Origin of the sequence: Polaribacter sp. (genome assembly GCF_036480315.1) — a bacterium.
Classification (GTDB): Bacteria; Bacteroidota; Bacteroidia; order Flavobacteriales; family Flavobacteriaceae; genus Polaribacter.
In genome coordinates this window covers 1-23152 of sequence record NZ_JAZGGG010000037.1, presented here as the reverse complement: position 1 = coordinate 23152, position 23152 = coordinate 1, and the positions used below count along the sequence as shown (strand labels likewise).

Here is a 23152-nt window from a genome sequence, read left to right as displayed (position 1 = left end):
ATAGACCAAGAAAAATTATTGGATATAAAACACCTAAAGAAATGATGGATATTGAGCTGAAATTTGTAGCTTAGTAACATCAAAAACCTAAACGCTTTGTTGCGTTAGAACATTGAATCCAAGAAACGAAATCTATGATAAAAAAAGTAATAATTGGAATTCTAACAATCGGAATATTTAGTTGCAATTCTGACAAAAAGAAAACTAGTTCTAACGAAACCTATTCAGACATAAATATTGTAGGTGCGATGAAAAATGTAATGTGGAAAGGAGAATTAAGTGGAAGTATTAATCTCGATACAATTTCTAATAAAAAAGGACTTTATGGGCTTGGACCTGAAAGTTATCTGACTGGAGAATTACTTATCAATGATGGAAAAAGTTATGTTTCAAAAGTAACGTCTGATTCAACTATGAGTGTTGAAAAAACATTTGATGTTTCAGCACCTTTCTTGGTTTATGCCAATGTAACCGAATGGAATGAAATAGAATTAGCCTCGAACATTAAGTCTATTAAAGATATTGAAAAATTAGTTGACGAAAAGACGATTGACTTTAAAAGACCTTTTGCTTTCAAACTGACAGGAAAAATATCAAAAGCAATTATTCATATCCAAAATTTACCTAAAGGAACAAAGGTTTCATCACCAAAAGAAGCTCATCAAGGACAAACTAATTACGAATTGAAAGATGAAGAAGCAACGATTATTGGTTTTTTCTCAACTGAACACAAAGGGGTTTTTACACATCACGACTCAAACATTCATTTACACTTAATCACAAAAGACGAAAGTAAAATGGGACACTTGGATGAGGTGGAAATTGAGAATATGAAATTATATTTACCGAAGAAATAAAAACTGCTGCCAACAACGTATATAATTCATTACTTTGGTCGTTGCTTACTTACGAAAATCCTCGCAGATTTTCTATTTGGTTTGTATTTGTTAAATTTGTTGCTTAACCACGCAACGAAATCATACACAGTTGACGTTAGTGAAACCTATTCCAAAACTTTTAAAAAATCTTCAAAGGCAACATAATAAGGTTGGTCTTTAAAAACAGGGTTTTCTACACTTTCTGCATTTGCAATTCCTACACCAGCAAACCAAACTTTAGCATTTTGTTTTTTTGCATGGTTTTTAAAAGTTTCCATCCATAGAACATCGTAAGCATCTGTGTTTTGTAAATTATTAGTTGCTTTAACCAAAACAAAAATGGTAGGTTCGCCTTTTTTAAACAAGACAAATTGAGGATGTCTTTTTAACTGACTATTTATTGCTTGAAACTCATAGCCCATTTTTTCAAGCCTCTTACCTACTATGTTCATTGCCAAATTGTGCAATTCCTGCTCCGTAAGAACTTGCATATCTGTTACTTTTTCTTTTTATTATGTTTGTTGTAATTCTTATCGCCACGAGTTTTTGGCTTCTTGTATTTTTTAGCAATTTCCCTTCTGTAAGAACCACCTAAATTAACTTGGCTATTTTTCTCACTTTTTTCATGAAATGCTGGTCCAGGAACGTATTCTAAAGAAGTTCTATTTTTAGAAATTCCTTGATCTTCTCTTGGACGTTCATCTTCTGTTAACAAGGTGGCAATTTCTACATGTTCTGGTAACTCTAAAACAGGAATTTCATAGCTCATCAAATTTTCAATACCAGCTTTTGCTTCTTGTTCTTTTTCCGTAGAAAATAAAATTGTTTTTCCTGCTTTTTCTGCACGACCAGTTCTACCAATTCTGTGCATATAATTTTCAGGAAAATCTGGCGTATCAAAATTAATTACATGAGAAACATTATCAAAATCTAAACCACGCGCCATAACGTCTGTAGCTAATAGAATTCTGTTTTTACCTTCATCAAACTGTCTTATAGAACGTATTCTATAATTTTGGGTTTTATTAGAGTGTATTACACACATTTCATCATTAAACATTTCTTCTAAATGTTTAAATAACAAATCTGCAGTTCTCTTAAAACCAACAAAAATTAATACTTTATGAAACGTTTCTTTATCTCTTAAAAGTTCATGCAACAAATTTACTTTCGTAAAAAAGTTAGGAAGATTATAAGAAACTTGTTCAATATTATCTAGCGGAGTTCCACTAACTGCAATCGATATTTTTTCTGGGTTTTTAAAGAAATCGTAAATTAAACCATCTACATCTTCTGTCATCGTTGCAGAAAAAAGTACATTTTGTCTTCTTTCTGGTAAAATTTCAAAAATATTCATCAACTGAAAACGAAATCCTAAATCTAACATTACATCTACTTCATCAATTACTAATTTCTGAATAGATTTTAACTTTAAAGCGTTGCTTAAACCTAAATCGTATAATCGTCCTGGAGTTGCAACAATAACATCTTGTCCTTGTAAAATAGCTTGTTTTTGAGTGTTGATATTTGTACCACCATAAACTCCCAAAACACGAAGATTTATATATTTTGCTAATTGCTCTATTTGATCTACAACTTGTAAAACTAATTCACGAGTTGGTACCAAAACTAAAACTCTTGGATGCTTCTGTTTAGAGTATTTTAAATCGCGTAAAATTGGCAACATATAGGCAATAGTTTTACCAGTACCAGTTTGCGCAATTCCTACAACATCTTTACCAGATCTTACTACAGGAAATGCTTGTTCTTGAATAGGTGTTGGTGTATCGAAACCTAAATCTTCAATGGCATAATGTAATTGATTTGATAAATCTAAATCTTTAAAAGTCATTCCGTAAAATTTTGTGCAAAGATACGTTTTATAAAATGTTTTACAACTAGTCTTCGACGTTGTATTAATTTGTAATTTTGCTGAAAATTAACAGAAAAAAATAATGATTACAGATACTCACACACATTTATATTCTAGTCAGTTTACTGAAGATCAAAAAGAAATGATGCAACGTGCAAAAGATGCTGGCATTTCTCGTTTTTTTATTCCTGCAATAGATTCTTCTTACACTAAAAGCATGCTAAAGTTAGAAGAAAATTACCCAAATGAAGTGTTTTTAATGATGGGTTTACACCCAACTTCTGTAAAAGAAAATTATTTAGAAGAGTTGGCGCATGTAAAAGAATGGATTGATAAAAGAAATTTCTACGCAATTGGTGAGATTGGTATGGATTTATATTGGGATAAAACATTTTTAACGCAACAACAAGATGCTTTTAGAACGCAAATACAATGGGCAAAAGAAAAAAAAATGCCAATTAACATACATTGTAGAGATGCTTTTGATGAAATTTTTGAAATTTTAGAAGCTGAAAAAGGAGCAGATTTAAGAGGAATATTTCATTGTTTTACAGGAACTTTAGAACAAGCAAAACAAGCTATTTCTTACAACATGAAGTTAGGAATTGGTGGTGTTGCTACTTTTAAAAATGGTAAAATTGATAAATTCTTAAATGAAATTGATTTAAAACACATTGTTTTAGAAACCGATTCACCTTATTTAGCACCAACGCCATACAGAGGAAAAAGAAATGAAAGTGCTTTTATTACAAACGTTGTTGATAAATTAGTAGACATTTATGGCGTTTCTTTCAAAGAAATTTCAGAAATTACTACTCAAAATTCAAAAGAAGTTTTTAATATTTAATCAAATGAAAAAAATTATTACTTTATTATTTTTGATTGTAATATCTAATAACTCATATTCTCAAAATAACGATAAAAATAATGTTAAAAATAAAACGAGAAACACACAGAACTCTTATGCTGAAAAGCTCCATTTAGGCTTTAATGTTGGTGCTTCTTATTCAACTTATGGCAAAAATTTCAACAAACCATTTGATAACAGCATAGGTTTTTCTGTTGGAATTGATTTTTTTTATAAAAAATTATTCCTTGGATTTAATATGTTATTTACAAGTAGTAAACTAAATGAAGACTTAATGATTGATGATTTTTTTTTGAATGAAGGAAAGAAAAGCATGATAAATAATGGAAACATAACTTTAGGGTATTCCATTTATGAAACTCATCGATTTAGAATATTACCTTTTATAGGTTATGGTGGATTTAGTTTTGTAGAGGTTTCAAATAATAATTCAGGTGAAAGTGCATTTATAAAAAACACAGTATTTGGACTAAATTTTGACTTAAAGAGTAATAAAAAAACAAGTTCTAAACAAAATTTTATTGGCTATTATGAGAGAGGTAATTCATATTTAAGAGCAAAAATATTTATCAGTAATAGTGTTGGTGAATCATCATTTAAGGGGAACTCAATTAACATGGCGTTAATTATTGGAATTCAAGGAAGAATGTTAAAATCTATTGACTAATTTTGTTTACAACTTATCATAAAACTCCGCTAGGAATTGCAAAAATTATTGGAAATGAAAACGGAATTCAATCTGTTTCGGTTTTAGATGAAGATGTTATTTCTAAAGAATTATTGCAATTAGAAACGCCCAAATGCTTACAAGATTGCACAACCCAAATAAAAGAGTATTTTACTGGAGAAAGAAATAATTTTGACTTAAAATTAAATCCAAAAGGAACCGATTTTCAAAAAAGGGTTTGGGTAGAACTTTTAAACATTCCCTATAACAAAACCAGAACTTATCTAGAACAAAGCAAAGCTTTAGGAGATGTAAAAGCAATAAGAGCCGTTGCTTCTGCAAATGGTAAAAACCCAATTTGGATTATTATTCCTTGCCACAGAGTTATTGGTTCTGATGGTTCTTTAACAGGTTATGCTGGTGGAATTTGGCGTAAAAAATGGCTTTTAGCACATGAAAACCCTGTAAAACAACAATCGTTGTTTTAAATATTATTTTCAAAATATTAAAAAAACTATTTCTGCGTTCTTTACGTATACATTATAGATGTTTAAAAAAATTCTTTTTTTCTTGCTTTTGTTTACTGGGTTTTCAATCCAATCTCAAACTATATCCAAAGATTTTAGAATTAAAAAATTTATAATTGAAAAAGATACGGTTCAATTAGATTCTGTTGCCATTAATTCGCAACTATTTAAAGTTAAAAACGCATTCTTAAAAACAATTGCAGCAACAAAATATAAAATTGATTTTAGTCAAGCTTTACTAATTATCAATTCAAAAAAATATTCTGAAATTACTGTTGAATATTTTCGATTTCCCGATTTTATTACAAAAACATATACGCCTTTTAATGAACGCTTAATTTTACCTAACGGAACAAATACAGGCAAACTATACAGTTTAACTACCAATAAAAAAGCATCAGAGATTAAACTATTTGATGGTTTACAAACCAAAGGTTTTATTACTAGAGGAATTACTTCTGGTAACAATCAAAACGCAGTTACTAATTCAGCTTTAGATTTAGAAATTTCAGGTAAACTATCTAAAGAAGTAACTTTAAGAGCCAATATCTTTGATACAAATATTCCGCTACAAGAAAACGGTTACTCTCAAAATATAACAGATTTCGATAGAATTTTTATTGAAATGTTTAGTAAAGATTGTCGCGTAAAAGCGGGTGATATATCACTTCAAAACAAGGAAAGTTATTTTCTAACTTTCAAGAAACAAGTTGCAGGTTTGCAAGTTGAAGCTAATATTAATGAGCATTTAAAAGTAGCGGCTTCTGGCGCAGTTGTTAGAGGTAAATTTAACACATTTACAATAGTTGGTGTTGAAGGAAACCAAGGTCCTTATAAAATTTTAGGCCCAAATAATGAAGCTGCAATTATAATGATTGCTGGTAGTGAACAAGTTTATATTAATGGAATACAGATTGAACGTGGAGAAGACAAAGACTACATCATAGATTATAATTTGGGTGAAATTGAGTTTAACACCACGTTTCCGATTACGAATGATATGAGGATTTGGATAGAGTTTCAATATTCAGATAGAAATTACACACGTTTTGTTACCTATGAAGAAGCAAGTTATAAAAGTGATAAGTTAAATGTTAGTGGTTATTTTTATTCTGAAAACGATGCTAAAAATCAACCGTTACAGCAAGCATTAACAAACGATCAAAAAGAAATTTTAGCAAACGCAGGTAACAATACAGAATTAATGGTTGCAGAAAGTGCTTTTTTGGATACTTATAATGAGAATAAGATTCTCTATAAGAAAGTATCAAATGGCGTTGTTGAAAATTTTGAATATTCCACCAACGAAAATGATGAATTATACAACGTAACCTTTACAAATGTTGGTGCAAATAATGGAGATTATTCGATTGATAGAAGTACTGCAATTGGAAATGTTTTTGTTTTTTCAGGCATTAATCTAGGAAATTATAAACCAATAATTCGTTTAACAGCACCTACAAAATCACAAATTTTTATAGTAAAATCTGGTTATAATCCATCTAAAAAGATGCGATTCAATTCAGAGGTTGCAATTAGCAATAATGATGCTAATTTGTTTTCAAATATAGACGACGAAAATAATACAGCAATTGCAGCAAAGATTGGTTGGCAGCAAATTCTTATTGATAAAAAATGGCAGTTAAAAAGTAATATTAATCATGAGTTTGTTCAGAAAAATTTTAAAACAGCCCAAAGATGGGAAACTGTAGAGTTTAATAGAGATTGGAATTTACTGACTAATAACGCTACAAAAAACTACTTTCAGTCGGAGTTTACACTTCAAAATAAAAAAGAAGATTTTATTTTATACCGATATAGCAATCTAAATTATATAGATGAATTTAACGGTAATAAACATGAGCTTCAATCTAAAATGAAATTAAAAAACAATACTTTTTTTGTAAACGCAAGTTTACTTGGCAACACTTCCTCACTAGAAGATAACTCATTTTTCAGAGCAAAAGCGAAAGCAGAACATAGTTTCACTAAAAACTGGTTGGGTGGTTTTATCAATTTTGAAACAAACTCTAGAAAAAACAAAACAACTCAAGAGTTTATTAATACAAGTCATAGATTTAAAGAATTTGAAACTTATTTTGGCTTAGGAGATTCTACCAAAGTTTATACCAAAATTGGTTTTAATTATAGGAATAACGATAGTATAAAATCGAATACTTTTACTGAAATTAATAATCGGAAATCGTTTTATATTAATAGTAAATTAATACAAAATAAGTTGACAAATTTAAGTGTATATGCAAATTATAGACTTACAGAAAACAATTTTTCGGAAGATCAGAAGTCTTTAAATTCTAAAATAGTTTTTAATAAAAGGTTGTTTAATAATTTTGTAAATCTAGGTACCATTTATGAAACATCTTCTGGAAACGTTGCCAGACAAGAATATGTTTATGTAAAAACAGAACCTGGTTTTGGGTATTATACTTGGCTTGATTATAATAATGACGGAATTCAAGATTTTAATGAATTTGAAATTGCACAATTTCAAGATCAAGCAAATTATTTGCGTGTACCAAAACCCAACTTGCGTTTTATTGCAACACAACGCGCTAAAATTAATCAAACAATAGCTATAAATTTAACAAAATGGAGTTCTAAAAAAGGACTAAAAAAGGCACTTTCTCATTTTTATAATCAAAGTTTTTTAATGGTTGAAAATGAGCAAGAAAGAATTGGTAATTCATTTAATTTTAACCCGTTTGATTTTAATAAGAACAAATTAATCAACTTAAATTTTAGTTTTAGAAACAGCTTGTACTTCCATAAAAATCTTCAAAAATACAGCACAACTTACACCTATGGAAGTTCTAAAAACAAACAACAATATTTTATTGGAAGTCAAGAAAACGACATTAAATTACATCAAATAGATTTTGCGCATAAATTTGCCACTTTTTGGGTTTTAGATCTAATGGGAAAGTTTTCTAAAAACAATTTAGAAACAGAAAATTTTAACAACAGAAACTATAATATTGACGCGAAGGAAATTCAGCCGAAAATCTCTTTTTTATATAATGAGAACAACCGCTTAACTGCTTTTTATCATTACAAGAACAAACAAAATAGTTTACAAGATTTTGAAATGCTAAATCAGCAAAAATTCGGATTAGAATATTTTTACATCAATAGTAAAAAGAACCAAATTTCTGCAAATGTTAATGTATTTTTAAATGATTTTACCGGAAATGTAAATTCTCCTGTTGCTTACCAAATGTTAGAAGGTTTGCAAGACGGTAAAAATTATACATGGAGTTTGCTATTTAACCAAAAACTGAACTCATTTTTAAACTTGAATTTAAATTATTTAGGAAGAAAAAGTGAAAACTCAAAAACCATTCATACAGGAAGTATTCAGCTAAAAGCATTTTTTTAGATAAGTTTAACGCAACCTTTTTTTTTATTTGTATCTATACTATTAATATTACATAACTTTAACATTGATATTTTTAATTATGAAAAAAATTACACTCCTTATTTTATTATTTGTTGGTACTATTTCCGTTGCACAAGAAAAAGAGCAAGAATACCCACAAGACATTAACAAAAAACATGAAGTTAAAATTAATGCTTTTGGCTTGCTTGCCTTTGAGTGGTTAGATGTTTCTTATGAATATTTAATTAATGAAGAATCTTCTTTTGGAGTTGGTGCTTTAATTGGTTTTAATAACGACAGTGATTTAGATACTTATAGAAAATTTTCTTTAACGCCTTTTTACAGAAGGTATTTTTCCAGCAAATTTGCTAGAGGTTTTTTTGTTGAAGGGTTTGGTATGTTGCATACGTATGAAAATAATGACACTTATTTTTATGGAAATAATAATAATAATAATAATAGCAATACAGGTAATAATACCGAATTTGCAGCAGGAATTTCTGTTGGAGGTAAATTTATATCAAAAAGTGGGTTTACTACAGAAATATATTTAGGTATAGGTCGTAATTTAGGTGGAGATAATTCTTCTTTAGAAGCTGTAAGTAGAGGAGGAGTTTCTCTTGGCTATAGATTTTAGAAGTATTAGAATTTTAGTATGTTTGTAGTCTCATTATTACTTCAAAAAATAGAAAATATGAAAAAAATACTTTTAGCATTTAGCCTTTTGGTAAGTTCTTTAGGCTACTCTCAACAAGAAGTTAAATTAGATATTGCAGATGCTTTAATTATAAGAAGTTTAGAATTTTCTTATGAAAATTACATTTCAGAAGAATCTTCTTTTGGTATTTCTGCCCTTTTTAATTTAGCAAAACAAGACGCTACTTTTAGATACAATGAAAACATGATGATTACACCATATTATCGTCATTATTTTACTACTGAAGCGACTTGGAACTTTTTTGGAGAAGGTTTTGTTGGTATAAATTCTGGAAAACATGAAGTTCCTAATCTAGGTGGTTCTGGAGTTAGTTATGAAAAATATACAGATGGTGCTTTAGGTGTTGCTGTGGGTACAAAATATATTGCTAGTGGTGGTTTAATAATTGATTTATACGCTGGTGTTGGTAGAAACCTATTTGGCACTAATTCACCTATTATAGTTCCAAGAATAGGACTAAATGTTGGCTGGAGGTTTTAAACCTTTTAAAACATAAAAAAAAGCCTCATTAAATATTTAGTGAGGCTTTTTTTATATTGTTTTTCATTTAAGAAGAAGGTCTACAAAGTGCATCCCAAGTTGTCCAAAACTTTGCATTTGCACCACCAAGTAAAGGTTTTTCATCTGCAATTATACCTACAAAAGAAGAACAGTTAGAATTACAACCTATTTCATTTACACTTCCTGCTTGTGCAGGAATATTGACTCTCATTGGTGGGTTTGTAGAATTATTCAATTCTGTAACTTCAATATCAAAAATTCCAGAAAGACCATTTGTTTTAATTTGTTTTGTTGGGTTTTCTGAAGTAATAGAATCACTCCAACTTCCTTGAGAAAATTTTACTGACCATCCTTTTACAACGTTCGCTGTATTGTTTTGTGGTGATAGATATACCCAAAATTGTGCTCCTCCACCTAATATAATAGTATTTTCTGTGTTTGCTAATCCAGACATGTTTAATTATTTTAAATTGCTCTTACTCTATTTTAGGCTTTTCAGAAATCGCCTTTTTTATTAAAGTAAAATTCATTTAAAATAGCCTTAGATTTTAGCGTGGTATTACCATTTTATAAAATAGCGTGTTTTTACCCAAGCAAAAACCTCATCTAAATAGATGAGGTTTTATACTTGTATTTCTTAAAAATTTAACTTTAATTACATTTTTTGTAACCAAGTTTTAACAGCAACTTCTGCTTTTATAATTTCTTTTAAATCTGCAATTGCAACTCTTTTTTGCTCCATAGTATCTCTATGTCTTATTGTAACACATTTATCTTCTAAAGTATCATGATCTACAGTAATACAAAATGGTGTTCCTGCAGCGTCTTGTCTTCTATAACGTTTACCTACAGCATCTTTTTCATCGTAAAATACATTGAAATCCCATTTTAAATCGTCCATAATTTCACGAGCAACTTCTGGTAAACCGTCTTTTTTAACTAATGGAAAAATTGCCGCTTTATAAGGAGCTAAAACTGCTGGTAATTTTAAAACAGTTCTTGTTGTACCGTTTTCTAATGCTTCTTCTTCTAAAGAATTAGAGAAAACTGCTAAAAACATTCTATCTAAACCAATAGAAGTTTCTACTACATAAGGTGTGTAGCTTTTGTTTTCTTCATGATCGAAATACTGTAATTTCTTACCAGAAAATTTTTCATGTGCTTTTAAATCGAAATCTGTACGAGAATGAATTCCTTCTAATTCTTTAAATCCGAAAGGAAAATTAAACTCAATATCTGCCGCTGCATCTGCATAGTGTGCTAATTTATCATGATCATGAAAACGATAGTTCTCTGCTCCCATCCCTAAAGATAAATGCCATTTTAAACGCGTTTCTTTCCAAGCATCATACCATTCTTTTTGAGTTCCCGGTTTTACAAAAAATTGCATTTCCATTTGTTCAAATTCACGCATTCTAAAAATAAATTGTCTTGCAACAATTTCATTTCTAAACGCTTTACCAGTTTGTGCAATTCCAAAAGGAATTTTCATTCTACCTGTTTTTTGCACATTTAAAAAGTTTACAAAAATTCCTTGAGCAGTTTCTGGACGTAAATATAAATCCATTGCAGTTTCTGCTGAAGCACCTAACTTGGTACCAAACATTAAATTGAACTGTTTAACATCTGTCCAATTTCTAGAACCTGTTAAAGGATCTGCAATTTCTAATTCTTCAATTAGCAACTTTACATCGGCTAAGTCTTCATTTTCTAAAGAGGCTCCCATTCTTGCTAAAATGGTATTTATTTTTTCTTGATATCCAAGAACTCTTCCATTGGTTGCTAAAAATTCTTCTTTATTAAAAGACTCACCAAAACGTTTTGCAGCTTTAGCAACTTCTTTATTTATTTTCCCTTCAATTTTAGCACAATAGTCTTCAATTAAAACATCTGCTCTGTAACGCTTTTTAGAATCTTTATTGTCAATTAATGGGTCGTTAAAAGCATCTACATGACCTGAAGCTTTCCAAGTTGTTGGATGCATTAAAATTGAAGCATCTATACCCACAATGTTTTCGTGCATTTGCACCATTGCTTTCCACCAATAATCTCTAATATTTTTCTTTAACTCAACTCCGTTTTGAGCATAATCATAAACCGCACTTAAACCATCATAAATTTCAGAAGACTGAAAAACATAACCGTATTCTTTTGCGTGCGATAAAACTTTTTTAAATTGATCTTCTTGTTTTGCCATAATGACGACAAATATACATCAATCTAAAAAGTTATCAATAAAAATTTAGTCGACTTTTTTACAGTGGTAAACAAAAGCTGGAGGAAAGTTTAAAGGCTCGAAATCTAAAGAAATTGCTTGATTGAATACACTTTTAAGTTTTTTATAATATGTTAAACTATACTGAAACTGAATAAATGTTCCTTTGTTTTCTAGAACATACAAAGATTTCGCTAAAATTTCATTTGTAATTTCTTCTGGAATTATTGTTAATGGTAAACTAGAAATAATATGATTGGCTTTATTAAAGTTTAATTTATTTAATTCTTCTTCAATTTTTTCAGCAGAAGATTTTATGATAACAAGTTGTGGGTTCTTTATTTCTGATAATTGTTTGTAAAAATTATCATTAATTTCAAAGCAAATTAAAGTAGCGTTTGCTGGTAATTTTTCTAAAATAAGTTTTGTTATCGCTCCGTTTCCTGGGCCAAATTCCACTAAAACTTCAACTTTAGAAAAATCTATTTTCTTTAACATTCTTTCTGCAAGAAATCTAGAACTTGGTGTAACTGTACCCAAGGTTTTTAGGTTTCTAATAGACTCTTTTAAAAAACTTATTCTGCTATTCAAATCTTGTTGTTAAATTATATTGGTTATCTTTCTAAAAAAAGGCCTTGTAAAAATGCGAATTTTAAAAGACTTATTGCATGTTTTTTATCCAAAATTATGCGCAAATTGTGAAAATCAATTAACGCAAAATGAAATTGTTGTGTGTACTTTTTGTAGACATGATTTACCGTTAACAAACTTTACAGATTATTCTAATAATAAAGTTTCGCAAACTTTCTTTGGAAGAATTCAAATTGAAAAAGCATACTCTTTATTATTTTTCAGAAAAAAAGGGATCACAAAAAATATAATTCACGAACTAAAATACAAAGGAAATGAAGATGTTGGTGTCTTTTTTGGCAACTGGTTAGGAGAAATTTTGAAAGAAAATGAAGAATTTTCTGATGTTGATTTTATAGTACCAGTTCCTCTTCACTCTAAAAAAAGAAAAGAAAGAGGTTACAATCAAGTTTCAAAATTTGGAGAATCTTTAAGTAAACATCTAAACATTTCTTTTGTTGAAAATACTTTATTAAGAACTTCAGCATCAAAAACACAAACTTTTAAAGCTCGTTTTGAACGTTTTAATAATTTAGACACCAAATTTATGTTAAAAAACACTTCAATTTTTACAAATAAACACGTTTTACTAATTGACGACGTTATAACAACAGGAGCAACTTTAGAAGCCTGCGCTAAAGAATTACAGAAAACAAAAGGGATAAAAGTAAGTCTGTTAACAATGGCATATACAGAATAAGGTTTATCGTTTTTTAAATGAGAAATAAATTGTTAATTTGTAGTAAATTTTACATTTGTGAAACATCTTTTTAAATTTATATTTTTTACAATTTTACTAACCGTAATTTCAAATTGCGCAAGAACTGGAAGACCAGAAGGTGGTCCAAAAGATGAAGATGCACCTTTGTTTGTAACTTCTAATCCGCCATATGAAACTATAAATTTTGATAAAAAAGAAATAGAAATAGAGTTTGATGAATATATAAAACTAAAAGACATAAATAAACAGTTAATAGTTTCTCCTCCATTAAAAAATCCGGCAGTAATTACACCTCAAGGAACGGCAAGTAAATTTATCAAAATTAAAATTTTAGATACTTTAAAAGAAAATACAACGTACATTTTTAACTTTGGTAATTCTATTGAAGATAATAACGAGAATAATAAGTTAGAAGCTTTTAAATATGTTTTCTCAACCGGAGATTATATAGATTCTTTACTAACTTCTGGTACTGTAAAAGATGCACTTTTAAATGAAACACCAAAAAACATTAATGTTCTACTTTACAAAATAGACAGTTCATTTACAGATTCTATTATATTTAAAAAGAAACCTAATTACGTTACTAATACTTTAGATTCTACTAATTTCAACTTTACAAACCTTAAAGAAGGTAAATACTTAATGATTGCTTTAAAGGAGGAGTCTAGCGATTATATTTTTAACCCAAAAACAGATAAAATTGGGTTTTATAAAGACACAATTACCTTACCTAAAGATAGTATTATAGAAAAGCCGATTGTTGTATTTAATGAGATTCAACCATATAGGTTTAGACGCGGAAAAGAAGTTTCTAAGGGGAAAATTGTTTTTGGTTATGAAGGTGAAATAAAAAAATTTAAAGTTAAACTTCAATCTGAAGTGCCAAAAGATTATAAAAGTATGTCTAAATTTGAAATAGATAAGGATACTTTAAACTATTGGTTTACACCTTTTGAAGCAGATTCTTTAAATTTCATCGTCTCAAATGCTAGTTTTTTAGATACTATTACTGTTAAACTTCGTAAGAAAAAAACAGATTCATTAACCATTAATTCTACAGTAAATGGAACTTTACACTTTAGAGATACACTGTTCTTAAAAACTAACAATCCAATAATAAAGTTAGATACAAGTAAAATATCAATTACTGATAAGGATACACTATCTATTCCATTTTCTGGTTATATTGATGCAAAAGAAAATAAAATTGGGGTTCTTTTTGATAAAAAACAAAAACAAAGTTATTCCGTAACTATCTTACCCGAAGCTTTTAAAGATATTTTTGAACAGAAAAACGATACACTTAATTATAGTTTAAGAACTCAAGAATTAGAAGATTACGGTAAAATTACTATCAATATTGTAAATGAAAAATCGAACTCTCTAATAATAGAACTATTAGAAGGTAAAAACAAAGACAAAGTGGTTGAAATAAGGTTTATTAAAGGAACTGAAACTTTAGTTTTTGATCTTCTAGAACCTAAAACATATTACATAAGAGCTACAATAGATAGCAATAAAAACAATAAATGGGATACTGGAAACTACTTATTAAAGCAACTTCCAGAAGATATAATATACTACACGGAAGATATAGAAGTAAGAGCAAACTACTTTATAGAGAATACGTTTATTATTAATAAATAGTTATAAATTTTGTCAGTAACCATTTTTTACCATATATTTGGGTTTTTACTTTAAGACCCCTAAATCTTGAAAACCCCTATAACAATTATTTTATTTTTAATTGTTTCTATTCTAGAAGTTAAGGCTCAACATTACACCCATGACATTGGAGCATTTGTTGGCACTACTAGTTTACAAACAGATTACGGCCAAAGAGGAAACTTTGCGAGCGAATGGAACAACAATGGAAAGTCATTTGCTATTGCTCATTATTTAAGTTTCTATAATAGAACCCTACGTTGGGATCCTAACAACGTTATGCACAATCATTTAATGGTAAAAACTGAATTACATTATTTAAGTAATTCTAAGTTAAGTCACCATGGTTATTGGGCTAAAAAGAAATCTTATGGAGGTGAACAATTAAGAGCCATGAAAGGAACCGTGAGAATGCTAAATCTGGGAGTTAATCTCGAGTTTTTTCTGCGTCCTTTAGAGGAATATGTATACCCTCACTCTAATATTTCATTTAATCCATTCTTCACATTCGGAGTTAAATATGCTTTTTACACAAATAGTTTAAAGTCCGATTTAGGAAATTGGCGAGAAGATAAATCTGTTTTACCTCAAAAATATACTCTAGAAAATGCACTAGCAATTGGTTCTGGCGAAACGTTTGCCATAACTATAGGAATAGGCACAAGATATAAGTTAACCGAAAAATTAGACTTAGCATTCCAGTACAATTATCAATATTTCTTTTCTGATAAAATTGATGGACTAAAAGCTGAAGTTTATGAAAATAAAAATAACGAGTGGCTACTAAATATTCAATTAGGTATTGTTTATCACCTAAACTTTAGTTCTCCTCTATTCTATTAAAAATCCCCCGAATTTATTTGAATAACCCTAATTATTCATCTATAAAAAAAGAGAGCAATTTTGCTCTCTTTTTTTATGTATTGTAATTACTTATTGATTTAAAGCATTTTCTAAATCTAGCAACAAATCTTCCTTGTCTTCAATACCAACACTTAAACGGATTAAAGAATTTGTAATTCCTATTTTTAAACGTGCAGATTCTGGCATTGATGCGTGAGACATAGTTGCAGAATGATTAACCATACTTTCTACACCGCCTAAAGATTCTGCTAATGTAAAAAGTTTAGTATTTTCTAAAAATTTAAAAGTTGCTTCTCTACTTTCATCTTTTAAACTGAAAGAAACTACACCTCCAAAATCATTCATTTGCTTTTTAGCAACTTTATGACTAGGGTGCTCCTCTAAACCAGGATAATAAACAGTACCAACTTTTGGATGATTTTTTAAGAAACGAGCAACAAAATTAGCATTTTCTGAATGACGTTGCATTCTAATATGTAATGTTTTTATACCTCTTAGCGCTAAAAAAGAATCCATTGGACCTGCAATTGCACCAGCAGCAAATTGAATAAAGTGTAATTCTTTTGCTAATTTTTCCTCTTTTACAATTAAAGCACCCATTATAATATCTGAATGCCCGCCTAAATATTTTGTTGCAGAATGCATTACAATATCTGCTCCTAGATTTAAAGGTTGTTGTAAATACGGTGTTGCAAATGTATTATCTACTCCAATTAAAATAGCCGAATTTACTTCTTTTACTGCACTGCAAATACCTTCAACATCTGCAATTTTCATTAAAGGATTTGTTGGCGTTTCTAACCAAACTAACTTCGTTTTATCTGTAATTGCTTTCGATACATTTTCTACTAAGTCTGTGTCTACATAAGTAAATTCTAATCCGTATTTTTCGAATAACACTGTAAACATTCTGTAAGTTCCACCGTACAAATCGTTTCCTGCAATAATTTCATCGCCTGGTTTTAATGTTCTTAAAACACAATCTATTGCTGCTAAACCAGAAGAAAATGCAAAACCATGAGTTCCGTTTTCTATTGAAGCTAAACTATTTTCTAAAGCTGTTCTTGTTGGGTTTGCTCCTCTTGAATAATGATATTCTTGGTCTGAATTCAAACCAGATTGTGCAAACGAAGATGTTTGAAATATTGGCGGAACCAATGCTCCTGTAGATTTTTCTGGTTTTTGACCTCCGTGAATTGCTTTTGTATTGAATTTCATAAATTATAAAATAGCTTACATATTATTTAGTGAATTTTTTTATCAATTTACCAACTGTTAATCCTTGAACAAGGATTGAAAAAACAACCACTATATAGGTAATCACTAAAAATAAATCTCGCTCCATATCTTGCGTTAAACTTAAAGCCAAAGCAATAGAAATCCCTCCACGTAAACCTCCCCAAGTCATAATTAAACTTGTTTTTGGAACAAACTCTAGCTTCTTTTCATAGATTTTTATAGGCAGTAACAAAGAAATATATCTAGCAACTAACAATAAAGGAATTATTATAAATCCTGCTAAAACATAAGTTGCATCAAAAGTTAAAACTAAAATTTCCATACCAATCATTACAAATAGAATGGTGTTTAAAAGCACATCTATTAGTTCCCAGAACTTATCTACATACACCTCTGTAACTTCACTCATAGAGTTCTTTCTAACGGTATCTGTACCCACAATTAAACCTGCAGTAACCATTGCTAAAGGTGCCGATAAATGAAAATGCTGTGCGAATAGAGTACCTCCCATAACTGCAGCAAGTGTAATAATTACTTCCGTGTCATAATCGTCAATACTTTTTAACAATCTATAGGTAACCCAACCGATTACCAATCCAAGGATAATTCCTCCAACAACTTCTACCAAAAATAATTCAGCGATATGACCAACTGACATTTCAGTTCCACCACTTGCAATTTGATATATTGTTAGAAAAATAACAACGCCAACTCCATCATTAAATAATGATTCTCCAACAATTTTTGTTTCTAGTTTTTTTGGAGCACCAACTTTTTTCATAATCCCTAAAACCGCAATAGGATCTGTAGGTGATATTAATGCTCCAAACAATAAACAATAGATAAAATCGACATCTAAATTTATCAATTTAAGCACATAAAAAACGAATACTCCAACCAAAAAAGTAGATACAAAAGTACCTAATGTTGCAAAAATTAAAACTGGTTTTCGTTGTATTTTTAATTGTTGAAAATTAGTATGTAAAGCACCTGCAAAAAGCAGAAAACTCAACATTACATCTAATAGAACTGTTTTAAAATCAATACTGGTAATGAGTTCTCTTTCTTTGAGAAGCAAAGTGTCATCAAAATAACTTAAAACAAACACAGCTAATGTAAATAGAATGGTAATTAACATTAAACCAATAGTATTTGGCAATTTTAAAAACCTAGTATTAATATAGCCAAAAGCTGCAGATAGTACTATTAGAACGGTAGCGATTAGAAAATAATCCATAAATTACAATTGTTTTTTAATAGATCTAATGATTCCATAATGAATACCTTCATGAAAATTATTAAACGCAATGGCACTTTCTATTGAGTCTAAAACAAAACCTGTACTAGTTGGGTATTCTGTATATTTTTCGAAAATTCCTGCTTCAAAATCTTCTTGTAATGTATCTGGCAAACCAAGCAATAACTCTTTTACTTCTTCAAACTCCTCTTCTGTAAAATTTTCAGCTGGTACTGTTCCTTTTTTATACCCTTCAATTAATTCATCTGAACATAAACAGTTTAAACCAGAAAATTTGTATTGTAAAACTTGTTGCGTAACTACTAAATGTGCTACGTTCCAGGCAATATTATTTTTAAAACCTGCTGGAATTGTATGAATCTGGTCTAAAGTTAAACCGTCTAACTCTTTAATAACTAAATCGCGAGATTTTCTTAAAACATTGAATTGTGTCTTCATTTTTATGTTTATTTTTGGAGTAACAAATATAATTTATTAAAATGAAGAAAGTCTATTTTTTACAAACTTGTGATACTTGCAAACGAATCTTAAAGGAAGTAAAAACAGATGGTTTTGAACGACAAGAAATAAAAGGAAACCCAGTAAATGTTGCACAATTAGAAGAAATGCACAAACTTTCTGGTAGTTATGAAGCACTTTTTAATAAACGTGCAAAATTGTATAAAGCAATGGATTTAAAATTACAGGAAATTTCTGAAGCGGATTACAGGCAATATATTTTAGACGAATATACTTTTTTAAAGCGCCCCGTTTTTATTATTGATAAAGAAATATTTATTGGAAATAGTAAAAAAATAGTGGAAGAATTAAAAGAGAAGGTTGGTTAAACCTTCTCTTTTAGATTTTATTTTGATGAAAATTTTATATCCGAAGAAGAAATCATAGCTGCTAATTCGTCTTTAGTAATCTTGGTTTTTAAACCAAATAAAACAAGTTTATCATCATTGCTATTTGTTCTTATAATTATTTCTCTGACGTAATTCTTCTTTTCAATAACAAATAACTCTGCTTTACTTCCATTTTCTTTAACTCGAACAAGCGTTTTAAATTTATTCTTTCTTTTAAATTTTTTAAAATCACTAGATTTTTTTATGATGTTCATTAAATCGCCATCATCTTCATCATCTAAAAAAGAACCTGCTAAAGAAGCTGATAAATTGATAGAAAAAGTAGATTTCTCTTTATTAAGATTGTAAAATTTTTCGAATGCAGCGTCTTGTGCAGAAATGGTAGTTATTAAAAGTGCAAATAAAATTGCTGCTAGGTGTTTCATAATAGTCTGTTTTAACTTAAGACGATAACAAAACAATTTTGTTACAAAGCTCTTTTAAAACCTGTAAACTTCCATTAAGCTTTCTGCTTCTTTTTGTGCACTCCAGTTTTGTAGAATTTCTTCTCTTGCTTGATTTCCTAAAAGCGGAATTTCATTGTTTATAGATTTCTCAATCAAGTTTTCTAATTCGCTACTATTTCCAGCTTCAAACAAATAACCATTTTTAGAATGATTGATTAATGAAGAATGAACACCTACATTTTTAGTAGCAATTACAGAACAACCACAAGACATGGCTTCTGCTGTAACTAAAGAAAATCCTTCTGAATAACTTGGTACAATTGCAATTTTTGAGGCTTGATAATAAGAAACAATATCTGTAGTTTCATTAATAAAATAAACTTGATTATCAATAGCATGTTTTTTTGAAATCACTTTTAATTCCTCTAAAAAAGCAGGTTTGTCTATTTTACCAACTATTGCTAATGCCCAATTTTTATGGTTTTCTAGAACTTTTGCAGCTTCTAATAAAATAAGTTGTCCTTTTGCTTTACGAACTCTTCCTGCACATAAAATAACATTTTTTTGATTGATATTTTCTAACTTAACATTTTCTTTTGGTTTGAAAACATCAACTGCAACTCCATGACCAACAATGGTATTTTCAATTCCGAGTTTCTCACTCATGCTCTTAATTAACGTAACAACTTTATCTGCTTTTTTAAGCAATTTCATTGTTAGTCCAGAAGGAATAGTTTCCGCATGACGTGTTGCAATTAACTTGAATTTCGCGCCTAAAAAACGAAAGAACAACATGCGCATTATTTCGTTGTTTCTATGACAATGCACTACAACTTCTCTATCAGAAAACAGTAATTTCTTTAATTCTGAAGTAGAGATATGTTTTCCTTTTGCTCCATAACCATACAAATAGGTTTCGTAGTTATCATCAAAAAAAGGCAATACATTTTCTATACTTCTAGTAACGCCAGTACTGCGTTTGTGAAAATGAGTATGAATTAAAACAGGTTTCAAAGGCACTTTATTTTAAGCAAATCTACGTTCTATAATTTCCATTAAACGAATTTCTAAATCTTCATGATTCTCCCAGTTATAATCTGGTTTCACCATTTTAATAATAAATTTCTTCGCCTCTTTTTCAGTCTTATGTGTATTTAATTGAGAAATAACTCTATTAAAATCTTTTTGACTTCCTTCAAATAAATTCTTTACAAAAACAATTCTATCATTTAAACCAATATTTATATTCGTTTGTAATTTATCATTTAAAGAAGTAGATTTTACTGGCTCAAATAAATTCGCCATTATATCTACCGGAATAGTATCTTTTAATTCCTCTTCTAAAGTTGGCATATTACGTTCGCCAACATCTTTTGGATCGTCTTTAAAATTTGTGGGCTTTGTATCTCCAAAAATCAAACCCTCTAAATCATCAAAAGGCTGTTCTATTTCTTCTTCATTTTCTATTTCTATAGATTCAGGTTCTTCTTCCTTTTCTTCAACAATTGGTTCTTCTTCAGAAAAGCCATCACCAATTTTTTCTTTTATTTTTTCGTTTTCTATCTCTAAATATTCATCTTCTAAATTATGAATAACCGTTTCTGGTTCATTATCTTCTTCTACATCATCAGAAATTAGAGCTTTCTTTTCAAAACCTTTTTCAACTTTATAAATCAATTCTTCTTTAGTTTCCTTTAAACCTGGAGTAGAATTTACATATTCTTCAACAAATGCTAAAACAGATAGTTTTTCATAAATCTCCTTCGATTTTTGTTTTAACAAGAACACATTCTCTTTATTTTTCATTTGTAAGATACTGTGTGCTAAACTTATTAAATCGGCTTCTAATTTTTTGTGCATAAGTTGTAAGTTGAAGTTATTTATTACTCGAAAATTTTAATAAATTTGTTGAATACCAAAGTAACACAAAATTTAAATTTCTAAAGCCTAAAATTACAAAATGTTTCTTGAAAATACAGTAAATCATACAGAACAATTTGGTTGGATAGAAGTAATCTGTGGCTCTATGTTTTCTGGTAAAACAGAAGAATTAATTAGACGTTTAAAACGTGCACAATTTGCAAAACAAAGTGTAGAAATTTTTAAGCCTTCTGTAGATACTCGTTATGATGAGGAAGAGGTTGTCTCTCATAATGACAATAGAATTCGTTCTACACCTGTCCCTGCAGCTGCAAATATTCGTCTTTTAGCAAACAATGTACAAGTTGTGGGTATTGATGAAGCACAATTTTTTGATGATGAAATTATAGCAGTTTGTAACGATTTAGCAAATAGAGGAATTCGTGTAATTGTTGCTGGTTTAGATATGGATTTTAAAGGAAACCCCTTTGGGCCAATGCCCGCTTTAATGGCAACTGCAGAATATGTTACTAAAGTTCATGCTGTTTGCACACACACGGGGAATCTAGCGCATTATAGTTTTAGAAAAGCACAGAACGATAAAATTGTTATGCTAGGTGAAATGCAAGAATATGAGCCTTTAAGTAGAGCAGCATATTACAAAGCCTTACAAAAACAAAAAATTACTGCTGCTAAAAATACAGAATCTGACTTAAAAGACACTGAATAAAGTTCAACATATATACTATGAATAATCACGTTACTGTTTTAGAAATTGATGGAAAAGCTTTAGAGCATAATTTGAATTATTTTAAAGACAAATTAAAACCTGAAACCAAAATTTTAGCAGTAGTTAAAGCTTTTGGTTATGGTAGTGATGCCGTACAAATTGCAAAATTATTAGAAGACAAAGTAGATTATTTTGCCGTTGCATATACACATGAAGGAATAGCTTTGCGTGAAGCTGATATTAAAACACCAATTTTAGTTTTACACCCGCATATACAGAATTTACAATCTATAGTTGATTATAGATTAGAACCAAATTTATATAATTTTAATGTTTTTAATGCTTTTTTAAAGTTAGCTGATGAAGCGCCGTTGATGAATTATCCTATTCATATAAAATTTAACACTGGCTTAAATAGATTGGGTTTTTGGCATACAGATATTCCTAAAATAATTTCTGAATTAAAAGAAACAAACCACATAAAAGTAGCATCTGTATTTTCTCATTTAGCAGCAAGTGAAGATTTGGAAGAGCAAGACTTTACAATGAATCAAATTAACAACTTCGCTTATATTGCACAGCAATTCTATAAACATTTAGAATATGAACCAATGTTACATATTTTAAATACTTCTGGAGTTATAAATTACCCTAAAGCGCAATTTAATATGGTTAGAGTTGGTATAGGATTGTATGGTTTTGGTAATGATGAAAAAGAAACAACGCAATTAAAAAACACACATAATTTAAAATCTATTATTTCTCAAATTCATATAATTCAACCTGGAGAAACCGTAGGCTACAACAGAACTTTTGTTGCAAAAAGAGTAACAAAAACAGCAACAATTCCTATTGGTCATGCAGATGGTTTGTCGAGAAAATTAGGAAATAAGAAAGGGTTTGTACTCATCAATAATCAAAAAGCATCCATTATTGGTAATGTTTGTATGGACATGATTATGGTAAATATTTCTAAAATAGAATGTAAAGAAGGTGATGAAGTTGTGATCTTCAATAATCAAGAAATGATACAACATATTGCAGATATTTCTGAAACAATTGTTTATGAAACTTTAACCGCAATTTCGTCTCGTGTTAATAAAGTGTTAAAATAATATTATTTTAACCTGTTGTGCATTATAAAAAAGCTGTTCATTGATTAAGAGAATCGTATATTTAATTGAATTTCAAACATTTAAATAGATGAACAGCTTTAGAGCAAATTACGAGAAAATTTTAGAGGT

At 29.2% G+C, this 23152-nt stretch carries 24 protein-coding genes; 13 read left to right on the top strand and 11 right to left on the bottom strand.

The window, feature by feature from the left end:
* The first annotated feature begins 134 nt into the window (after positions 1-134).
* Complete coding sequence (locus tag V3V28_RS07465; protein WP_331364399.1) at positions 135-857, top strand: acetolactate decarboxylase; 723 nt, start codon at positions 135-137, stop codon at positions 855-857.
* A gap of 146 nt (positions 858-1003) precedes the next feature.
* Here the strand turns inward: V3V28_RS07465 and V3V28_RS07460 are convergent, their stop codons facing one another.
* Positions 1004-1369: a Na(+)-translocating NADH-quinone reductase subunit F gene (locus V3V28_RS07460; RefSeq protein WP_331364398.1), complete on the bottom strand. Its 366-nt coding sequence runs from the start codon at positions 1367-1369 to the stop codon at positions 1004-1006.
* A gap of 5 nt (positions 1370-1374) precedes the next feature.
* A complete protein-coding gene (locus tag V3V28_RS07455; RefSeq protein WP_331364397.1) occupies positions 1375-2730 on the bottom strand; it encodes a DEAD/DEAH box helicase in 1356 nt (451 codons plus the stop codon).
* 103 nt (positions 2731-2833) lie between these two features.
* On the opposite strand from V3V28_RS07455, the gene V3V28_RS07450 reads away from it, so the two are divergent.
* The 6 genes from V3V28_RS07450 (at position 2834) to V3V28_RS07425 (ending at position 9408) form a co-directional block, all read left to right on the top strand.
* On the top strand, positions 2834-3598 hold the full coding sequence (locus V3V28_RS07450) for a TatD family hydrolase (RefSeq protein WP_331364396.1): 765 nt from the start codon (positions 2834-2836) through the stop codon (positions 3596-3598).
* A gap of 4 nt (positions 3599-3602) precedes the next feature.
* Positions 3603-4286, top strand: coding sequence for a hypothetical protein (locus tag V3V28_RS07445; RefSeq protein WP_331364395.1), 684 nt, complete (start codon positions 3603-3605; stop codon positions 4284-4286).
* Positions 4287-4288: 2 nt separating this feature from the next.
* Positions 4289-4774: a methylated-DNA--[protein]-cysteine S-methyltransferase gene (locus V3V28_RS07440; RefSeq protein ID WP_331364394.1), complete on the top strand. Its 486-nt coding sequence runs from the start codon at positions 4289-4291 to the stop codon at positions 4772-4774.
* A 58-nt stretch (positions 4775-4832) separates the two neighbouring features.
* Positions 4833-8210, top strand: a complete 3378-nt coding sequence (locus V3V28_RS07435; RefSeq protein WP_331364393.1) for a hypothetical protein — start codon at positions 4833-4835, stop codon at positions 8208-8210.
* A 79-nt stretch (positions 8211-8289) separates the two neighbouring features.
* Positions 8290-8847, top strand: coding sequence for a DUF3575 domain-containing protein (locus V3V28_RS07430; protein WP_331364392.1), 558 nt, complete (start codon positions 8290-8292; stop codon positions 8845-8847).
* A gap of 57 nt (positions 8848-8904) precedes the next feature.
* Complete coding sequence (locus V3V28_RS07425) at positions 8905-9408, top strand: DUF3575 domain-containing protein (RefSeq protein WP_331364391.1); 504 nt, start codon at positions 8905-8907, stop codon at positions 9406-9408.
* A gap of 67 nt (positions 9409-9475) precedes the next feature.
* Here the strand turns inward: V3V28_RS07425 and V3V28_RS07420 are convergent, their stop codons facing one another.
* The 3 genes from V3V28_RS07420 to V3V28_RS07410 form a co-directional block, all read right to left on the bottom strand.
* Positions 9476-9883, bottom strand: coding sequence for a hypothetical protein (locus V3V28_RS07420; RefSeq protein ID WP_331364390.1), 408 nt, complete (start codon positions 9881-9883; stop codon positions 9476-9478).
* 201 nt (positions 9884-10084) lie between these two features.
* Complete coding sequence (locus tag V3V28_RS07415; RefSeq protein WP_331364389.1) at positions 10085-11626, bottom strand: glycine--tRNA ligase; 1542 nt, start codon at positions 11624-11626, stop codon at positions 10085-10087.
* A 45-nt stretch (positions 11627-11671) separates the two neighbouring features.
* Positions 11672-12235 (bottom strand): class I SAM-dependent methyltransferase, encoded by a 564-nt coding sequence (locus tag V3V28_RS07410; protein WP_331364388.1) that lies wholly within the window; start codon positions 12233-12235, stop codon positions 11672-11674.
* Positions 12236-12287: 52 nt separating this feature from the next.
* On the opposite strand from V3V28_RS07410, the gene V3V28_RS07405 reads away from it, so the two are divergent.
* The 3 genes from V3V28_RS07405 (at position 12288) to V3V28_RS07395 (ending at position 15506) form a co-directional block, all read left to right on the top strand.
* On the top strand, positions 12288-12974 hold the full coding sequence (locus V3V28_RS07405) for a ComF family protein (RefSeq protein WP_331364387.1): 687 nt from the start codon (positions 12288-12290) through the stop codon (positions 12972-12974).
* A gap of 57 nt (positions 12975-13031) precedes the next feature.
* On the top strand, positions 13032-14645 hold the full coding sequence (locus tag V3V28_RS07400; RefSeq protein ID WP_331364386.1) for an Ig-like domain-containing protein: 1614 nt from the start codon (positions 13032-13034) through the stop codon (positions 14643-14645).
* 66 nt (positions 14646-14711) lie between these two features.
* Positions 14712-15506, top strand: a complete 795-nt coding sequence (locus V3V28_RS07395) for a THC0290_0291 family protein (RefSeq protein WP_331364385.1) — start codon at positions 14712-14714, stop codon at positions 15504-15506.
* Positions 15507-15596: 90 nt separating this feature from the next.
* Here the strand turns inward: V3V28_RS07395 and V3V28_RS07390 are convergent, their stop codons facing one another.
* From V3V28_RS07390 to V3V28_RS07380, 3 genes are read right to left on the bottom strand one after another with little or no spacing between them, the layout of a single operon-like run.
* Complete coding sequence (locus V3V28_RS07390) at positions 15597-16745, bottom strand: cystathionine gamma-synthase (RefSeq protein WP_331364384.1); 1149 nt, start codon at positions 16743-16745, stop codon at positions 15597-15599.
* Between the two features lie 22 nt (positions 16746-16767).
* Positions 16768-18003: a cation:proton antiporter gene (locus tag V3V28_RS07385; protein WP_331364383.1), complete on the bottom strand. Its 1236-nt coding sequence runs from the start codon at positions 18001-18003 to the stop codon at positions 16768-16770.
* 3 nt (positions 18004-18006) lie between these two features.
* On the bottom strand, positions 18007-18462 hold the full coding sequence (locus V3V28_RS07380; RefSeq protein ID WP_331364382.1) for a DinB family protein: 456 nt from the start codon (positions 18460-18462) through the stop codon (positions 18007-18009).
* A gap of 41 nt (positions 18463-18503) precedes the next feature.
* On the opposite strand from V3V28_RS07380, the gene V3V28_RS07375 reads away from it, so the two are divergent.
* A complete protein-coding gene (locus tag V3V28_RS07375; protein WP_331364381.1) occupies positions 18504-18851 on the top strand; it encodes an arsenate reductase family protein in 348 nt (115 codons plus the stop codon).
* A gap of 17 nt (positions 18852-18868) precedes the next feature.
* Here the strand turns inward: V3V28_RS07375 and V3V28_RS07370 are convergent, their stop codons facing one another.
* Genes V3V28_RS07370 through V3V28_RS07360 form a run of 3 tightly spaced genes read right to left on the bottom strand, consistent with a single transcriptional unit; the run spans position 18869 to position 21178 of the window.
* Complete coding sequence (locus V3V28_RS07370; protein ID WP_331364380.1) at positions 18869-19297, bottom strand: DUF4252 domain-containing protein; 429 nt, start codon at positions 19295-19297, stop codon at positions 18869-18871.
* 54 nt (positions 19298-19351) lie between these two features.
* Positions 19352-20332: a glycosyltransferase family 4 protein gene (locus V3V28_RS07365; RefSeq protein ID WP_331364379.1), complete on the bottom strand. Its 981-nt coding sequence runs from the start codon at positions 20330-20332 to the stop codon at positions 19352-19354.
* Positions 20333-20344: 12 nt separating this feature from the next.
* Positions 20345-21178: a hypothetical protein gene (locus V3V28_RS07360; protein ID WP_331364378.1), complete on the bottom strand. Its 834-nt coding sequence runs from the start codon at positions 21176-21178 to the stop codon at positions 20345-20347.
* A gap of 100 nt (positions 21179-21278) precedes the next feature.
* On the opposite strand from V3V28_RS07360, the gene V3V28_RS07355 reads away from it, so the two are divergent.
* Positions 21279-21908 carry a thymidine kinase gene (locus tag V3V28_RS07355; protein WP_331364377.1) on the top strand — a complete coding sequence of 210 codons (630 nt, stop codon included), beginning with the start codon at positions 21279-21281 and terminating at the stop codon, positions 21906-21908.
* A 17-nt stretch (positions 21909-21925) separates the two neighbouring features.
* Positions 21926-23023 (top strand): alanine racemase, encoded by a 1098-nt coding sequence (gene alr / locus V3V28_RS07350; RefSeq protein ID WP_331364376.1) that lies wholly within the window; start codon positions 21926-21928, stop codon positions 23021-23023.
* Positions 23024-23152: the final 129 nt, after the last annotated feature.

Excerpts from the sequence above, each read along its gene's own strand:
- V3V28_RS07465 (WP_331364399.1), top strand. The coding sequence starts at position 135 with ATGATAAAAAAAGTAATAATTGGAATTCTAACAATCGGAATATTTAGT.
- V3V28_RS07460 (WP_331364398.1), bottom strand. The coding sequence starts at position 1,369 with ATGCAAGTTCTTACGGAGCAGGAATTGCACAATTTGGCAATGAACATA.
- V3V28_RS07455 (WP_331364397.1), bottom strand. The coding sequence starts at position 2,730 with ATGACTTTTAAAGATTTAGATTTATCAAATCAATTACATTATGCCATT.
- V3V28_RS07450 (WP_331364396.1), top strand. The coding sequence starts at position 2,834 with ATGATTACAGATACTCACACACATTTATATTCTAGTCAGTTTACTGAA.
- V3V28_RS07445 (WP_331364395.1), top strand. The coding sequence starts at position 3,603 with ATGAAAAAAATTATTACTTTATTATTTTTGATTGTAATATCTAATAAC.
- V3V28_RS07435 (WP_331364393.1), top strand. The coding sequence starts at position 4,833 with ATGTTTAAAAAAATTCTTTTTTTCTTGCTTTTGTTTACTGGGTTTTCA.
- V3V28_RS07430 (WP_331364392.1), top strand. The coding sequence starts at position 8,290 with ATGAAAAAAATTACACTCCTTATTTTATTATTTGTTGGTACTATTTCC.
- V3V28_RS07425 (WP_331364391.1), top strand. The coding sequence starts at position 8,905 with ATGAAAAAAATACTTTTAGCATTTAGCCTTTTGGTAAGTTCTTTAGGC.
- V3V28_RS07420 (WP_331364390.1), bottom strand. The coding sequence starts at position 9,883 with ATGTCTGGATTAGCAAACACAGAAAATACTATTATATTAGGTGGAGGA.
- V3V28_RS07415 (WP_331364389.1), bottom strand. The coding sequence starts at position 11,626 with ATGGCAAAACAAGAAGATCAATTTAAAAAAGTTTTATCGCACGCAAAA.
- V3V28_RS07405 (WP_331364387.1), top strand. The coding sequence starts at position 12,288 with ATGCGAATTTTAAAAGACTTATTGCATGTTTTTTATCCAAAATTATGC.
- V3V28_RS07390 (WP_331364384.1), bottom strand. The coding sequence starts at position 16,745 with ATGAAATTCAATACAAAAGCAATTCACGGAGGTCAAAAACCAGAAAAA.
- V3V28_RS07385 (WP_331364383.1), bottom strand. The coding sequence starts at position 18,003 with ATGGATTATTTTCTAATCGCTACCGTTCTAATAGTACTATCTGCAGCT.
- V3V28_RS07380 (WP_331364382.1), bottom strand. The coding sequence starts at position 18,462 with ATGAAGACACAATTCAATGTTTTAAGAAAATCTCGCGATTTAGTTATT.
- V3V28_RS07375 (WP_331364381.1), top strand. The coding sequence starts at position 18,504 with ATGAAGAAAGTCTATTTTTTACAAACTTGTGATACTTGCAAACGAATC.
- V3V28_RS07370 (WP_331364380.1), bottom strand. The coding sequence starts at position 19,297 with ATGAAACACCTAGCAGCAATTTTATTTGCACTTTTAATAACTACCATT.
- V3V28_RS07360 (WP_331364378.1), bottom strand. The coding sequence starts at position 21,178 with ATGCACAAAAAATTAGAAGCCGATTTAATAAGTTTAGCACACAGTATC.
- V3V28_RS07355 (WP_331364377.1), top strand. The coding sequence starts at position 21,279 with ATGTTTCTTGAAAATACAGTAAATCATACAGAACAATTTGGTTGGATA.
- alr (WP_331364376.1), top strand. The coding sequence starts at position 21,926 with ATGAATAATCACGTTACTGTTTTAGAAATTGATGGAAAAGCTTTAGAG.